Raw genomic sequence first — 13,250 nt, 5'->3', positions numbered from 1 at the left:
AGCGCATCACTTGCCCGCCAACGCGAGCGCCTGCTGGAACGTCAGCACCGGACCACGTTTCGACGCGGCCGCCTCGGTCGCGAACGGCAGCAGCTCGGCACCCGACCGCACCCAGAAAGCGTGGTCGGCGAACCAGCGCGTACCCGTCTCGGCATCCGGCACGTACCCGACCCGCAGCTTCTTGCCGCTCGCGTTCACCAGCTTCAGCAATGCCGTCGGCGACGCCACGGCCTCAGGAGCCGCACCCTCGAACCACGCCTCGCTCGCCACCTTCGGGTCCCCGCCCAGCGTCGCCGGGTTCGTGAGGTCCTCGGTCGACTCCACGACGTCCTTCAACGGCTTGTCGTCGATGAACTTGTCCACGTCGAGCTCGTCGATGTTGCCGATCGACTTGAGGAACGGCACGTCCTCCTTCAACGCCTTGCGCAGCACGGACTTCAGCGACAGGTCGAACGTCGCGATGCCGTTGGGCCCGTTGTAGAGGTACACGACCTCGACCGCCAGCGAGGTGGCCTTCGAAACAATCTCTGCCGCCTCAAGAGGCTTGGTGTGCAAGAACTTCGTCGCGTCGAGCTGCGCCCGCAGGAACTCTCGCAACACCTCGGGCTGTTGCTGCGCAAAGGGATTCCGCACCACAGTTCCGTGCAACGTCGGCAGGTTCAGCGCGGCCCCGTCGTACAGCAGCTTCGCCTGCCCCGCGAACACCAGCTGCCCAGGCCACGCCACGAACTGCGCCAGCGCGGCGACGTTCCCGGACTGCAGCGCCGAAGCACCCACGGACGGTTGCTGGTTCTCGATGGTCACCTTGGTGTCGCCGAGCGCCCGCACCAACGTCCCGTGCCCGGCCGACCCGACGCTCGCGGACACCTTCTGCCCAGCGAGATCAGCGAGGGTCCTGGCCGGCGAACTGGGCGGCACCACGACCGAGTTCAGCCCGCCGCGGGCGTTGTAGCCGGTCACCGCGACCATCCGGGTGCCCTGGTCACCCTGCTTCTGCGTGCGCGAACCGTTGATCAGCAACGGGAAGTCGCCCATCGAGCCGATGTCGATCTTCCCGGCGATCATCTGCGCGGTGATCGGCGCACCGGTGTCGTAGTCCTGCCACGTCACCTTGTACGTCTTGCCGGTCTTCTTCCCGAGCTCGGCCAGCCGCTGCTCGAAGAACCCCTTGTCCTTCAACAAGGTGCCCGCGGTGACCGTGTTGATGGTCTTCGACTGGTAGCCGATGACGATCGGCACCTCCGAACCCGAAGCCGCCTCGCCCGTCCCGCACGCGGCGAGCAGAAGAACCGAAGACAGAAGAACGCGCTTCACAGTTTTTCCTCTCACCGCAGGAGATAGGGCATGTTGATGGTCACGGCACCCGTTGGGCAGCGAGCGGCGCACGGGCCGCAGTACCAGCACTCGTCGACGTGCATGTACGCCTTGCCGGACTCGGGATTGATCGCCAGCGAGTCGAGCGGGCACATGTCAACGCACAGCCGGCAGCCGTCGATGCACTTGGATTCGTTGATCGTCACCGGTACGTCGGCACGGTTGTTGACCAGAGCCATGACTCAACTCCAGGAAAGTGTTGGGAAATATGAGGTTGTTCAGCGACAGATTTCGGCACGCATGGTCAAGCGATCGCCGCGCATGCGAATGAACTCCAGATCGACCGGACGGCCGGATGCGAAATGACTGAGGCGTTCCACGACCATCAGCGCCGCCCCGCGCGGCACCTCCAGCACGGTCGCGGAGTGCAGATCGGCGTTGACGGCTTCCAACGCCACCGAAGCCGTGCCGAGCCGCTGCCCGGACGTCTGCTCGATCAACGAGAAGATGTCGCGGTGGACGAGATCCTCGGAAAGCAACGGCTCGCCGACGTCCAACGCCAGATAGGTCAGGTCCAGCGACAACGGCAGCCCGTTCAGCCGCCGCAACCGCTCGACGTAGACGACAGAAGAGTCAGCGGGAAGCTGAAGTCGTTGCGCGACAACCGAAGGCGCCCGGATCACGGTCGCAGCCCGCACGTCGTTGGTGATCTGCCCGTGCTCGTGCAGGGTTTCCGCGAGTCCCATCAGCTGGTTCAGCCCGTGTTCGACCTTGTCCGCCACGACCACGGTGCCAACGCCCGGCACGCGGTCGATGAGGCCTTCCTCGCGCAGCAGTTCCAGCGCCTCGCGAATGCTGTTGCGGGACACCGAGAACTCGGCGGCGAGAAAGCGCTCGTCCGGCAGCACGCCGCCGGGAAACGCACGGCGCACCACCTGCTGGCGGATCACGTCGGCGGCCTGTCGCGCCCGGTCGGCGCGCAACCGCCGCTCGGTTCGCGGGCTGCTGCTCATGGCCCACAGCATGGACGGATTGCGACGATCAGTTTGTTACCAGCGTGTTACGCCACCTGGTCAGCGCGTTAAGCAGGCAAAAGAGGGGCGATACGCCAGTCCATCAGGTGGAACGGCGTTGAACAGCCCCAATACCTCGGCATACGAGGTATATCACGAAGCTCACCGCCGTGACGAGCGCGGAAACCGGAAGCCCTGGTTGCAGCGACAGCAGAATGCCGCCGACCGCCGCCACTTCCGCGAAAACAACGGAAAGGACGGTCGCGCGAAGAGGCGACGCCGTGAGACGCATCGCGGCGGCAGCGGGGGTGATCATCAACGCCAAAACCAGCAGCGCGCCGACGACCTGCACGCTCAACGCCGTCGCCACACCGACCAGCACGGCGAACACGATCGACAGCCCGCGCACCGGAACCCCGCGCGAGATCGCCACATCGGGGTCGACCGAGGAGAAGAACAACGGCCGGTAGATGAACGCCAGCACGACCAGCACGGCGATCGACGAGACGACCAGCAGCTGCAGGTCGGTCGAGTCGACGCCGACGATCTGCCCGGTCAGCAGGCCGAACTTGTTCTTCGACCGTCCCTTGTAGAGGGACAGCATGAGGATGCCCATGCCGAGGCCGAACGCCAGGATCGCGCCGATCACCGAGTCGCGGTCGCTCTCCCGCCGCGAGAGCACGCCGAGCAGCACCGCGGCGATGATCGACCCGGCCAGCGCGCCGTACCCGACGCTGATGCCGAGCAGCAACGCCGCCGCGCCACCGGTGAACGCGAGCTCGGAAGTCCCGTGCACCGCGAACGCCATCTTGCGCGTGACCACCAGCGGCCCCAGCACGCCGGCCACGAGCCCCAGCACGGCAGCCGCGATCAACGCGGTCTGCACGAAGTCCAGTTCGAGCAGGTCGAGAAAGCTCACGACGCGGCCTCCGCGGTGAGGTGGTGCGTCTGCTCTTCGCACGCACCCGCGCCGACCACCAGGATCTGGTCGCGCACCCGCACGACCTCGACCGGTGTGCGGTACAGCTCGGACAGCGTCGCCGAGTTCATCACCTCGTCGGGTTTGCCCACCCGGAACCGCCCGCCCACCAGGTACAGGACCCGGTCCACCAACGGCAGCACCGGGTTCAGCTCGTGCGTCACGAACAACACCGCGGTGTCTGCCTCGCGCCGGCGCTTGTCGATCAGCTCGGAGACCACTCGTTGGTTCGCGAGGTCCAACGACAGCAACGGCTCGTCGCACAGCATCACGCGTGGGTCGCCCACGAGTGCCTGCGCGACCCGCAACCGTTGCTGCTCACCACCGGACAACAGGCCCAACGGCGCGTCGGCGTACCGCGTGGCACCAACGGCAGCGATGGCCTCGTCGACCCGGACGCGGCGCTCACGGCGGTTGCGCACGCCAAGACCCCACCGGTAGCCGTCGAGGCCGAGACCGACGAGATCGCGGCCGCGCAACGTCATGGACTGCTCGAGCGCTCGCTGCTGCGGGATGTACCCGATGGCGTGGTTGCCGCCCGCGACCTCGACCGAACCCGACGACAGCTGCTGCAACCCCAGCAGCACCCTCATCAGGCTGGTCTTGCCGGACCCGTTCGGCCCGAGGACCGCGAGGAACTCACCGGGCTCGACGTCGAGGTCGAGCCCGTCCCACAGCACCCTGTCGGAGTAGGACAGGCGTGCCCCGCGCAGCGAGATCGCGCTCATGCCTTGAGCGCCTGGGAAAGCGCGTCCACCTGCTTGCTCATCCAGTCAAGGTAGCTGGTCACACCGTCGGGCAACGTCTCGGTGACCGCGACGACGGGGATGTTCGCCGACTTGGCCTTCTCGACGATGCCCTTGGTGACCTGGTTCTCGGTCTGCGTGTTGTCGACCAGCACGTTGATCTGCTTGCTCTCGACCAGCTGGTTCGTCTCGGCGAGCGCGGCGGCCGGCACGTCCGACTCCTCCTCGATCGCCTTGCTGAACGCCTCGGGCGTGACGTCCTGCGCACCGGTCTCGTCCAGCAGGTAGTGCGCGATGGGCTCGGTCGCGAGGGCCTTGCGGCCCTTGCCGACGCCGTCGACCTTCTTCTCCAGCTCTGCCAGCTTCGCGGTGAAGTCGGCGGTGTTGCTCTCGAACGTCGTCTTCTTCTCCGGCGCGATCGCACCCAGCTCGTTCGCGGCCGCCTCGGCCACCGCGCGCACGGTGTGCAGGTCGTACCAGACGTGCTCGTTCTCGTCCTGGTCGTGCTCGCGCAGCGGGAACGCCTCGATCTTCCGCTGACCCTCCGTGGTGATCAGCTTGGGGAAGAAGTCGTCGTAGCCGCCGCCGTTGAACACGACCAGCTTGGCGTCCTTGATCAGCGCGGCGTCCGCGGGCTTGCTCTCGTACGAGTGCGGGTCGGCGCTCGGGTCGTCCAGCAGCGCCTTGACCTCGACCGCGTCGCCACCGACGGCCTTGATGACGCTGCCCCACACGTTCGTGGAGGTGACGACCTGGATCTTTCCGCTGTCTCCGGAAGGCGTCGTCGTGCCACAGGCGGCCAGGCTCACCACAGCGAGCGCGCCCACCAGAACGTTGCGGAGAGTCATCACGCCGTCCCTCGATCAGGTAATGGAAACCGTTGTCGAGTTCAGCTTACGACACGAAAAAGCCCCCGACGGTCACGCCGGGGGCTTTCGCGTGTGACTCACGCCTCCAGGCGCTCGCCCGTTTCGGGGTGGAACAGGTGGATCTCGGTGGTGTCGCGGACGGCGACCTTGACGTGCTGGCCCAGGGTCGGCGGCGTGCGGCCGTCGACGCGGACGACGAAGCGCTGCGACGAGTCGCCGATCTTCACCGCACCGTGCACGAGCGCGTCGGCACCGAGCTCCTCGACCAGCTCGACGGTCATGTCCATGCCCTCGTCACTCGACGGCACGATGCCGAGCGCCTCGGGACGGATGCCGAACGTGACCTCGTCCAGGCCGCCGGCGGCGTCGAGCGCGGCACGCGACAGCGGCACGATGATGCCGTCGAGCTTGGCACCCTCGGCGCTGATCGGAACGGTCTTGAGGTTCATGGCCGGCGAGCCGATGAAGCCGGCGACGAACGCGTTGGCCGGGCGGTCGTACAGCGCGCGAGGCGTGTCGCACTGCTGCAGCAGGCCGTCCTTGAGCACGGCGACCCGGTGGCCCATCGTCATGGCCTCGACCTGGTCGTGCGTGACGTAGATCGTGGTGGTGCCGAGACGCTGCTGGAGAGCGGCGATGTTCGCACGGGTCTCGACGCGCAGCTTGGCGTCCAGGTTGGACAGCGGCTCGTCCATGAGGAACACGGACGGCTCACGCACGATGGCGCGACCCATCGCGACACGCTGACGCTGACCACCGGAGAGCGCCTTCGGCTTGCGCTCCAGGTACTTCTGCAGGTCGAGCATCTTGGCGGCCTCTTCGACCTTCGCCTTGATCTCGGTCTTGCTGACGCCACGAAGCTTGAGCGCGAAGCCCATGTTCTCCGCGACCGTCATGTGCGGGTACAGCGCGTACGACTGGAACACCATCGCGATGTCCCGGCCCTTCGGCGGCACGTTCGTGACGTCCTTGCCACCGATGTGGATGGCGCCCTCGTCGACGTCCTCCAGGCCCGCGAGCATGCGCAGCGCGGTCGACTTGCCGGAACCGGACGGACCGACCAGCACCAGGAACTCGCCGTCGCTCACCTCGAGGGAGAGCTCGTCGACCGCGCGGACCGGCGGGTTGCCGGAGAAGACCCGCGAAGCCTTGACGTAGGACACCTCAGCCATGTGACGCACCTTTCACCGCTTGTCTGGGCGCGACGTTAGGCATTGCAAGCGCTTACGGGAACAGACGTAAGCGCTTACGTTGCACCAGTTCGCAACGTAAGCGCTTACGTCGTGTCAGCCCTTCACCGCGCCGGACGCGAGGCCCGTCACCAGGAAGCGCTGCACCAGGTAGAACACGATCACCGCGGGAATCGCGACCAGAATGGACGCGGCCGCGAGGTGCCCCCACTCCGTCCGGTTCTGCTGCACGAACACCTGCAGCCCCACGGCGAGCGTCTTGCTCTCGTCCGCCGCGGACAGGAAGGCGGAGGCGAACGCCACCTCGCCCCACGCGGTCAGGAACGCGTAGAACGCCGTCACCGCGAGACCCGGCTTGGCCAGCGGCAGGATCAGCCGCCAGAACACGCCGAACGGCGAGAGCCCGTCCACGCGGCCCGCCTCGTCGATGTCCGCGGGCACCGTGTCGAAGTAGCCCTTCAACATGTAGGTGCAGAACGGAACCGCGGTCGTGCAGTACACCAGCACCAGGCCGATGGACGTCCCGTTCAGGCCGAGAGCGATCAGGATGTTGTACAGCGGCACGATCAGCACCGCGAACGGGAACATCTGCACCAGCAGGAACGACATCATCAGGCCGCGCTTGCCGGGGAACCGGAACCGCGACGCCGCGTACCCGGCGGTGGCCGAGATGAAGACGCCGAGCACGGTCGTCATCAGCGCGATCACCACGGAGTTGCCGAACCAGGCGAGGAAGTCGCCCTTCTCGCCGGCCAGGATCCGGGTGTAGTTGTCCAAAGAGGACTCGTTGACCAGCTTGGGCGTGGGCTCGACCGCGCGGGCGTCCGGCTTCAACGAGGTCACGAAGACCCAGAAGATCGGGAACACCGCGATGATCGCGGCGACGATCAGAGTGGCGTGCAGCGCGACGGAAGCACCGACAGAGCGCTGAGCGCGGCGCAGCCGGCGTTCCGGGGCCTGCACGACCTGGAGAGACGAAGCATCGAGCGTCATCACCACACCTCGCCCTGCTTGCGCAGCGCCCGCCGGTACACCGCGGCGAACACCAACAAAACCGAAAGGATCAGCACGCCGTACGTCGACGCGATGGCGTAGTCGCGTGAGGCGCCGGAGAAGAAGCGCTCGAACGCGTACGTCACCAGGATCCGGGTGTTCGGGTTCGGACCCGCCACCAGGTAGATCACCGCGAACATGTTGAACGTCCAGATGATGCCCAGCAGGATCACGGTCGACGACACCGAGCGCAGACCCGGCAGCGTCACGTGGCGGAACCGCTGCCACGGCGTGGCACCGTCCACTTCGGCCGCCTCGTACAGGTCGCCCGGGATCGACTGCAGGCCACCGAGCAGCGCCACCATCATGAACGGCGTGCCGAGCCAGACGTTCACGATGATCACGGACACCAGGGCCCAGCCGGACTGACCCAGCCACACCGGATCCGGCAGGCCGACGGCGCGCAGGACCTGGTTGATGATCCCGTACTGCGCGTTGAACATGTACTTCCACGCGAACGCGCTGATGAACGCGGGCACGGCCCACGGCAGGATCAGCAGCACCCGGTAGAACGAGCGGCCACGCACCTGGCGGTTGAGCAGCAGCGCCAGGCCGAGACCGATCGTGTAGTGGAAGAACACGCACGAGAACGTCCAGATCAGCGTGCGGACCAGCGTGCCCCAGAACTCGCCGTACGACTCACCGCCGGACAGCACGTTCAGGTAGTTCTTCAAGCCCACCACGTCGAACGACGCGGGCCGGTCCAGGACCGGGTTGGCGATGTTGCCCTCGTTGATGTTCGTGAAGGTGAAGAACACGCCCTGCGCGAGCGGGTAGAGCACCAACACCGCGATGACCACCACGACCGGCAGCACCATCGCATACGCGTACCAGTACCGGTCCAGGAACCGACGCACCGAACTCCTCCGAACCTCAGGCGAACGGCCGGGGCGAAAACCCCGGCCGTTCAACACCAATCAGCCGATCGAGTACTCGGGAACGACGGTGTCCTTGTAGGCCTTGGCAACGTCGTCGAGCGCCGCCTTGGCCTCCTTCTTGCCGGCGAGCACGTCGGCGTAGGCGATCTTCAGCGGGTCGAACAGCTGGCCGCCCTCGGGGATCCAGGCACGCTCGTGCGCGACCTTGGTGACCGGCTCGAACGCGGCGACGACGGCGTTGGCCTTGACGTCGGCGTTGCTGTAGGCGGACTTGCGGGTCGGCAGGAGGCCGAGGTCCTTGGCAATCGCGGCCTGCGACTCGACTGACGCCATGCACTGGATCAGCTTGACCGACGACTGCTTCGCCTTGGTGCCCTGGCGGATCGTGTAGTCGTGGCCACCGACCGGCGCGCTGCCCTTGCCCGCGGTGGGACCGGGAACCGGCGCGATGCCGAGGTTCGCCTTGTCGGTGAACGCGGTGCCCTTGAGGTAGTCGGCGACCGACCACGGGCCGTTGATCACCATGGCGGTGTCACCGCTGGTGAACGCGGCCTGCATCGTGGTGTAGGAGTTCGTGGCGTCCAGCGAGGTGAACGCGGCCTTGGCGTCGAGCAGGCCCTTGGCGGTCTGCAGCGCCTTCACGTTCTTCTCGGAGTTGACCACGATCTTCTTCGACGCGGCGTCGACCAGGTCGCCGCCCTCGCCGTAGATGAACGGCAGCGCGTAGTACGCGTCGTTGTTCAGGAAGATCGACTTCTCGCCACCCAGCTTGGCGGCGGCAGCCTTGACCTCGTCCCACGTCTTCGGCGGCTCGACACCGGCGTCGACGAGCTTCTTCTTGTTGTAGAAGAGCGCCAGCGAGTCGGTCACCTGCGGCACGGCCCAGGTCTTGCCCTCGAACTTGGTCGAGCCCAATGGAGCCTCCAGGAAGTCGGAGGTGTCCTTGGCGAGGTCGGTGTCGGTCAGGTCGGCCACGTAGCCGAGCTTCGCGAGCGCGGGCACCCAGGCCACCTCGGCGCGGAAGACGTCCGGACCCTGGCCACCCTGCGCGGCGGTCTTGTAGTTCGCGAAGGCCGTGTCGAAGGCCTGCGTCTCGACCTTGACCTTGTAGCCGCCCTTGGTGGCGCAGTCCTCGGCGATCTTCTTGAACACGGGGCTCTCGTTGGGGCCGCTGGTGTCCCAGAAGGTCACTTCGCCCGAGTCGGATCCGCTGCTGCTCGATCCACCGCCTCCGCAGGCGGTGAGCACGAGGGCGACACCCGTCGCCATGGCGGTCACGAGGGTTGTCCGTCGCATCGTTGCTGCCGTTCCCTCCAGCTGGGCCCCATCTCCCAGTGAGATGAGGGGTCTTGCAAGGTTTTGCGAGAATGTTGCGGGCGATTTCACTACCAGAACCATGGTCAGGTCAAGACGTCGACCGTAACCAAGCCGTAACGGCACTGTCTTGCAAACGCGCGTTGCAAAATTTTTCTGAGCGCGGCAAGCTTGCGCCGAACCCGATCTGAGCTGGGAGGCAACGTGTCCGGACTGTCCGAGATCGCCAGGGCAGCCGGGGTGTCCATCTCCACCGTCAGCCGTGTTCTCAACAGGCGTGCGGGTGTGAACGAGGAGACCAGGCAGCGCGTGCTGTCGGTGCTCGCGGAGATGCCGTACACCCCGCGCGGGCTCGGTGCGTTGCAGCGCACCGGCGTGATCGGCCTGCTCGTGCCGGAGCTCTCGAACCCGGTCTTCCCCGCGTTCGCCGAGGCCCTGGAGACGCGGGCCGCACGCCTCGGCTACTCGTCGCTGCTGTGCAACACCCGCAGCGGCGCACCGATGGGTGAGGAGGAGTACGTCCGGATGCTCCTGGCTCGCGGGGTCGAGGGCATGGTGTTCGTGTCACCGGAGATCACCAACGTCGAGGTGCCGCTCGGTCAGGCGCCCCGGCCGAGCTACTACGCGAAGCTCGTCGCGGACGGCGTCCACATGGTCTTCCTGAACGGTGCCACGCCTGCGCTCGACGTGCCCGACGTGACGGTGGACGAGCAGCTCGCGGGCTACACGGCCACCAAGCACCTGATCGACCTGGGCCACGAGCGGATCGGGTTCGTCTCGGGTCCAGCGCGGTCGCTGCCGTCGAGGTTGAAGCGCGCCGGATGGGCTGCTGCTCTTGAGGAGAACCATCTGCCCGCAGGCTCGGAGTACGTCGCGCACGGGCCGTTCAGCGCGGAAGGCGGTGGCGTCGCGGTGGGCCAGCTGATCGACACGGTCAAACCGACCGCGGTGATCTGCTCGTCCGACCACATGGCGCTCGGCGTCATGCGCGAGGCACACCAACGAGGGATTTCCGTACCGGACGAGCTCTCGGTCGTCGGGTTCGACGACATTCCTTTGGCTGCCTATTCATCGCCCGCTTTGACGACGCTCGCACAGCCGATCGAGGAGATGGCGGCGGCCGCGATCGACGAGCTCGTGCTGCGCCTGGATCCGGATCGCCGCAGGCAGGGCACCGACAACTACACCCGCGTCTTCCGGCCGCGGCTCGTCGTGAGGGAATCGTCTGCGCCTCCGAAGTGAGACGCCCAATAGCCGATATTGGTCTGGACCAACTTCTGAACAAGGCAGATGGGTCAACCAGCGCGGATGCGTCATTTGAGGGACACAGGTCACCCTCGCTTCACGAATTGGTTCTGAACCGTTACGGTCCTTTCATGGCGCGGTCGATGCATGTGCGACGTCCGGCAACGCTGGCCTCTCTGGCCGCTGAGCTGGGCGTTTCCCGGACAACGGTGTCCAACGCCTACAACCGTCCCGACCAGCTCTCCCCTGAGCTGAGGCGGCGGGTGTTGGACACGGCCCGAAGGCTGGGTTACCCCGGCCCGGATCCTGTGGCGCGCTCGTTGCGCACGCGCAAGGCCGGTGCGGTGGGCCTGTTGCTCACCGAGAACCTCTCCTACGCGTTCCGCGACCCGGCGGCGATCGGGTTCCTGGAGGGCCTCGCACTGGCGTGCGAGGACGCCGGAACCGGGCTGCTGCTGGTCCCCGCGAATCCTGAGCGCGAGGACGTCGCGTCCGTCCACCGCGCGGGTGTCGACGGCTTCGTCGTCTACTCGGTGCCGGACGACGACCCGCACCTCGCCGCGGTGCTGGAACGCCCCGTTCCGACAGTCGTCTGCGACCAGCCCGACCTCGGCACGGTCGACCGGGTCGGCATCGACGACCGCGGTGCGATGTACGAGCTCGCGAAGCACCTGATCTCGTTGGGCCACCGTCGAATCGGCGTCGTGTGCATGCGCCTCGCGCGCGACCGCAACGACGGCTTCGTGACCCCGGACCGCCAGCACGCCGCGCACTTCCACGTGCAGCGCAACCGCCTGTCCGGCCTGGCCGAGGCGTTCAGCGAGGCAGGCGTCGACTGGTCGCAGGTGCCCGTGGTCGAGCGCTTCGACCACAACATGGCTTCCGGTGCGTCCGGCGCGGCCCAGGTGCTGGACCGCGACCCGCAGGTCACCGCGTTGATCTGCACCTCGGACGTGCTGGCGCTCGGTGCGCTGACCGAGGCTGCACGACGTGGCCTGCGCGTACCGCACGACATCACGGTGACCGGGTTCGACGGCATCCGCGCCGGCGAGGAGGCCGGGCTCACCACGGTTCGTCAGCCGGTGCTGGAGAAGGGCCGGGCGGCGGGCAAGCTGCTGCTCGACGCGAACGAGCGGACCCGGCCGCGGTCGGTCAACCTCGCGACCGAGCTGATCATCGGCAAGACGTCGGCGGCGCCGCGCGGTGGTGCCGAGGAGCGCTGGTTCGGTCCCTGATCACCATTCCAGCCTGAAGACAACAGGTGAGCTGGCCTTGCCGGCCAGTTTCGCCACCAGCAGGTAGTCGCCGGGCCCGAGCCGGGTGTGCTCACCGCACCCCGGCTTCGAGGTGGAACCGGCCCACTTGGTGCCGTAGTTGAAGACTTCCTTCGGCTGCATCACGCGCACCTCGGAGCCCACGTTCGCCAGGCAGTGGTTGCTCGACCACAGCAGCGTCGCGCCGTCCGCGCTCATCACGGTGAGCTCGCGGTGCTGGCGGCCGATGTCCTTGATGCACGGCGCCTGGCCGTTGTTGACCACGTCCATCGACAGTTCCGGCTGGTCACCGATGGTGTAGAAGGGCTTGTTCGCCTTCGCCACGACCGCGATCGCATCGTCCGCGCACGGCTGCGGCGGTCCGGGAGGCGGGGGCGGCGGCGTGGTCGGCGTCGGTGAGGGCGGCGGTGTGGTCGAGGACGAGGAAGCGACCGGCGACTCGGACATCGTGGGCGGCGGGTTCGAGGACGACGCCGCGGCCGCGTTGGTCGGTTTGGCCGTTTCCTCCTCATTCGAGCCGAAGAGTCCGACGATCCAGATCACCAGCAGCAGTGTGACCAGCGCGGCTCCGATGGCGGCGATGCGGCGGCGCCAGTACACCGTGGACGGCAGCGGACCTGTGGGCTCGATCACGGCCCGAACGTAGCCGGACCAGGTGGAATCGAGCGGGAGGCGAGCATCGCTCGATCGGTTGAACGTGACATTGACCGGAAACCCCTTGTGAACGGACGCTAACACCGGTTCCAATCGATGTCGCGAGGTCCGCCGGTAGGCCATGGAGGGTGTCATGACCGCGATCGACGAACTGCTCAAGCGGAACTACGAGCTCGGGAACGTGGTTCCCGGAGACCGTTCGTCCGCCAAGCCGTCCCTGCAGGTGGCAATCCTCACCTGCATGGATTCGCGCATCCGGGTGTTCGAGATCTTCGGGTTGAAGCAGGGTGAGGCGCACGTGCTGCGCAACGCCGGAGGTGTCGTCACCGACGACGCGATCCGGTCGCTCGCGCTGAGCCAGCGCAAGCTCGGCACGCGCGAGGTGCTGCTGGTGCACCACACGAACTGCGGTCTGGAAATGGTCACCGAGGACGACTTCAAGGACGAGCTGGAGACCGAGACCGGTCTGCGGCCGACCTGGGCCGTCGAGGCGTTCAAGGTCGTCGAGCAGAGCGTGCGCGGATCGATGGCCCGGCTGCGCCGCAGCCCGTTCATCCCGCACACGGACAAGATCCGCGGGTTCGTCTACGACGTGCACACGGGCGAGCTGCGCGAGGTAGACGCCGCAAGCACCGCAGCCGCCTGATCAGCCGCTCCGAGATCGTGGAGCGCGCTTGTTCGTGGCTGCGCGACTCGGTTCCGCACAGCCAGACGAGGTTCC

Annotated in this window: 14 protein-coding genes; 3 read left to right on the top strand and 11 right to left on the bottom strand. The window is 67.0% G+C overall.

Going from position 1 to position 13,250, the window contains the following annotated elements:
• Positions 1 to 6: 6 nt before the first annotated feature.
• The 10 genes from ABZX92_RS29870 to ABZX92_RS29825 all read right to left on the bottom strand — a co-directional run bounded on the left by ABZX92_RS29870 (position 7) and on the right by ABZX92_RS29825 (position 9,338).
• The gene (locus ABZX92_RS29870; RefSeq protein WP_355566457.1) at positions 7 to 1,314 is read right to left on the bottom strand and encodes an ABC transporter substrate-binding protein; all 1,308 of its coding nucleotides are present in this window, start codon (positions 1,312 to 1,314) and stop codon (positions 7 to 9) included.
• Between the two features lie 11 nt (positions 1,315 to 1,325).
• Positions 1,326 to 1,553, bottom strand: coding sequence for a ferredoxin family protein (locus tag ABZX92_RS29865; protein ID WP_204761638.1), 228 nt, complete (start codon positions 1,551 to 1,553; stop codon positions 1,326 to 1,328).
• 39 nt (positions 1,554 to 1,592) lie between these two features.
• Positions 1,593 to 2,327 carry a GntR family transcriptional regulator gene (locus ABZX92_RS29860; protein ID WP_355566454.1) on the bottom strand — a complete coding sequence of 245 codons (735 nt, stop codon included), beginning with the start codon at positions 2,325 to 2,327 and terminating at the stop codon, positions 1,593 to 1,595.
• A gap of 103 nt (positions 2,328 to 2,430) precedes the next feature.
• A complete protein-coding gene (locus tag ABZX92_RS29855) occupies positions 2,431 to 3,246 on the bottom strand; it encodes a metal ABC transporter permease (protein WP_355566451.1) in 816 nt (271 codons plus the stop codon).
• Positions 3,243 to 4,034 carry a metal ABC transporter ATP-binding protein gene (locus ABZX92_RS29850; protein ID WP_355566448.1) on the bottom strand — a complete coding sequence of 264 codons (792 nt, stop codon included), beginning with the start codon at positions 4,032 to 4,034 and terminating at the stop codon, positions 3,243 to 3,245. Before ABZX92_RS29850 ends, ABZX92_RS29855 begins: the two co-directional genes overlap by 4 nt.
• Positions 4,031 to 4,900, bottom strand: a complete 870-nt coding sequence (locus ABZX92_RS29845; RefSeq protein WP_355566445.1) for a zinc ABC transporter substrate-binding protein — start codon at positions 4,898 to 4,900, stop codon at positions 4,031 to 4,033. The genes ABZX92_RS29850 and ABZX92_RS29845 overlap by 4 nt, the downstream gene beginning before the upstream one ends.
• Positions 4,901 to 4,998: 98 nt before the next feature.
• The gene (gene ugpC / locus ABZX92_RS29840) at positions 4,999 to 6,093 is read right to left on the bottom strand and encodes a sn-glycerol-3-phosphate ABC transporter ATP-binding protein UgpC (protein WP_355566442.1); all 1,095 of its coding nucleotides are present in this window, start codon (positions 6,091 to 6,093) and stop codon (positions 4,999 to 5,001) included.
• 114 nt (positions 6,094 to 6,207) lie between these two features.
• A complete protein-coding gene (locus tag ABZX92_RS29835) occupies positions 6,208 to 7,104 on the bottom strand; it encodes a carbohydrate ABC transporter permease (RefSeq protein WP_355566439.1) in 897 nt (298 codons plus the stop codon).
• Positions 7,104 to 7,982, bottom strand: a complete 879-nt coding sequence (locus ABZX92_RS29830) for a sugar ABC transporter permease (protein ID WP_355566515.1) — start codon at positions 7,980 to 7,982, stop codon at positions 7,104 to 7,106. The genes ABZX92_RS29835 and ABZX92_RS29830 overlap by 1 nt, the downstream gene beginning before the upstream one ends.
• A gap of 99 nt (positions 7,983 to 8,081) precedes the next feature.
• On the bottom strand, positions 8,082 to 9,338 hold the full coding sequence (locus tag ABZX92_RS29825) for an extracellular solute-binding protein (RefSeq protein WP_355566436.1): 1,257 nt from the start codon (positions 9,336 to 9,338) through the stop codon (positions 8,082 to 8,084).
• A gap of 222 nt (positions 9,339 to 9,560) precedes the next feature.
• Here ABZX92_RS29825 and ABZX92_RS29820 point away from each other — a divergent pair, with 222 nt between their 5' ends.
• Together ABZX92_RS29820 and ABZX92_RS29815 are read left to right on the top strand one after the other, a co-directional pair.
• Positions 9,561 to 10,598, top strand: a complete 1,038-nt coding sequence (locus ABZX92_RS29820; RefSeq protein ID WP_355566434.1) for a LacI family DNA-binding transcriptional regulator — start codon at positions 9,561 to 9,563, stop codon at positions 10,596 to 10,598.
• A 134-nt stretch (positions 10,599 to 10,732) separates the two neighbouring features.
• A complete protein-coding gene (locus ABZX92_RS29815; RefSeq protein WP_355566431.1) occupies positions 10,733 to 11,836 on the top strand; it encodes a LacI family DNA-binding transcriptional regulator in 1,104 nt (367 codons plus the stop codon).
• On the opposite strand, the gene ABZX92_RS29810 is transcribed toward ABZX92_RS29815, so the two are convergent.
• On the bottom strand, positions 11,837 to 12,508 hold the full coding sequence (locus tag ABZX92_RS29810; protein ID WP_355566428.1) for a hypothetical protein: 672 nt from the start codon (positions 12,506 to 12,508) through the stop codon (positions 11,837 to 11,839).
• A 154-nt stretch (positions 12,509 to 12,662) separates the two neighbouring features.
• On the opposite strand from ABZX92_RS29810, the gene ABZX92_RS29805 reads away from it, so the two are divergent.
• Positions 12,663 to 13,175, top strand: a complete 513-nt coding sequence (locus tag ABZX92_RS29805; protein ID WP_355566425.1) for a carbonic anhydrase — start codon at positions 12,663 to 12,665, stop codon at positions 13,173 to 13,175.
• The last annotated feature ends 75 nt before the right edge of the window (positions 13,176 to 13,250 follow it).

This window comes from Lentzea sp. NPDC006480 (assembly GCF_040611995.1).
In the GTDB taxonomy this organism is placed as follows: domain Bacteria; phylum Actinomycetota; class Actinomycetes; order Mycobacteriales; family Pseudonocardiaceae; genus Lentzea.
This window is presented reverse-complemented; position numbering and strand designations above follow the sequence as displayed.

Bases quoted from the DNA above. Each gene is read 5' to 3' on its own strand.
- ABZX92_RS29815 (WP_355566431.1), top strand. From the start codon at position 10,733: ATGGCGCGGTCGATGCATGTGCGACGTCCGGCAACGCTGGCCTCTCTG.
- ABZX92_RS29850 (WP_355566448.1), bottom strand. From the start codon at position 4,034: ATGAGCGCGATCTCGCTGCGCGGGGCACGCCTGTCCTACTCCGACAGG.
- ABZX92_RS29805 (WP_355566425.1), top strand. From the start codon at position 12,663: ATGACCGCGATCGACGAACTGCTCAAGCGGAACTACGAGCTCGGGAAC.
- ABZX92_RS29860 (WP_355566454.1), bottom strand. From the start codon at position 2,327: ATGAGCAGCAGCCCGCGAACCGAGCGGCGGTTGCGCGCCGACCGGGCG.
- ABZX92_RS29845 (WP_355566445.1), bottom strand. From the start codon at position 4,900: ATGACTCTCCGCAACGTTCTGGTGGGCGCGCTCGCTGTGGTGAGCCTG.
- ugpC (WP_355566442.1), bottom strand. From the start codon at position 6,093: ATGGCTGAGGTGTCCTACGTCAAGGCTTCGCGGGTCTTCTCCGGCAAC.
- ABZX92_RS29830 (WP_355566515.1), bottom strand. From the start codon at position 7,982: ATGGTGCTGCCGGTCGTGGTGGTCATCGCGGTGTTGGTGCTCTACCCG.
- ABZX92_RS29825 (WP_355566436.1), bottom strand. From the start codon at position 9,338: ATGCGACGGACAACCCTCGTGACCGCCATGGCGACGGGTGTCGCCCTC.
- ABZX92_RS29835 (WP_355566439.1), bottom strand. From the start codon at position 7,104: ATGACGCTCGATGCTTCGTCTCTCCAGGTCGTGCAGGCCCCGGAACGC.
- ABZX92_RS29865 (WP_204761638.1), bottom strand. From the start codon at position 1,553: ATGGCTCTGGTCAACAACCGTGCCGACGTACCGGTGACGATCAACGAA.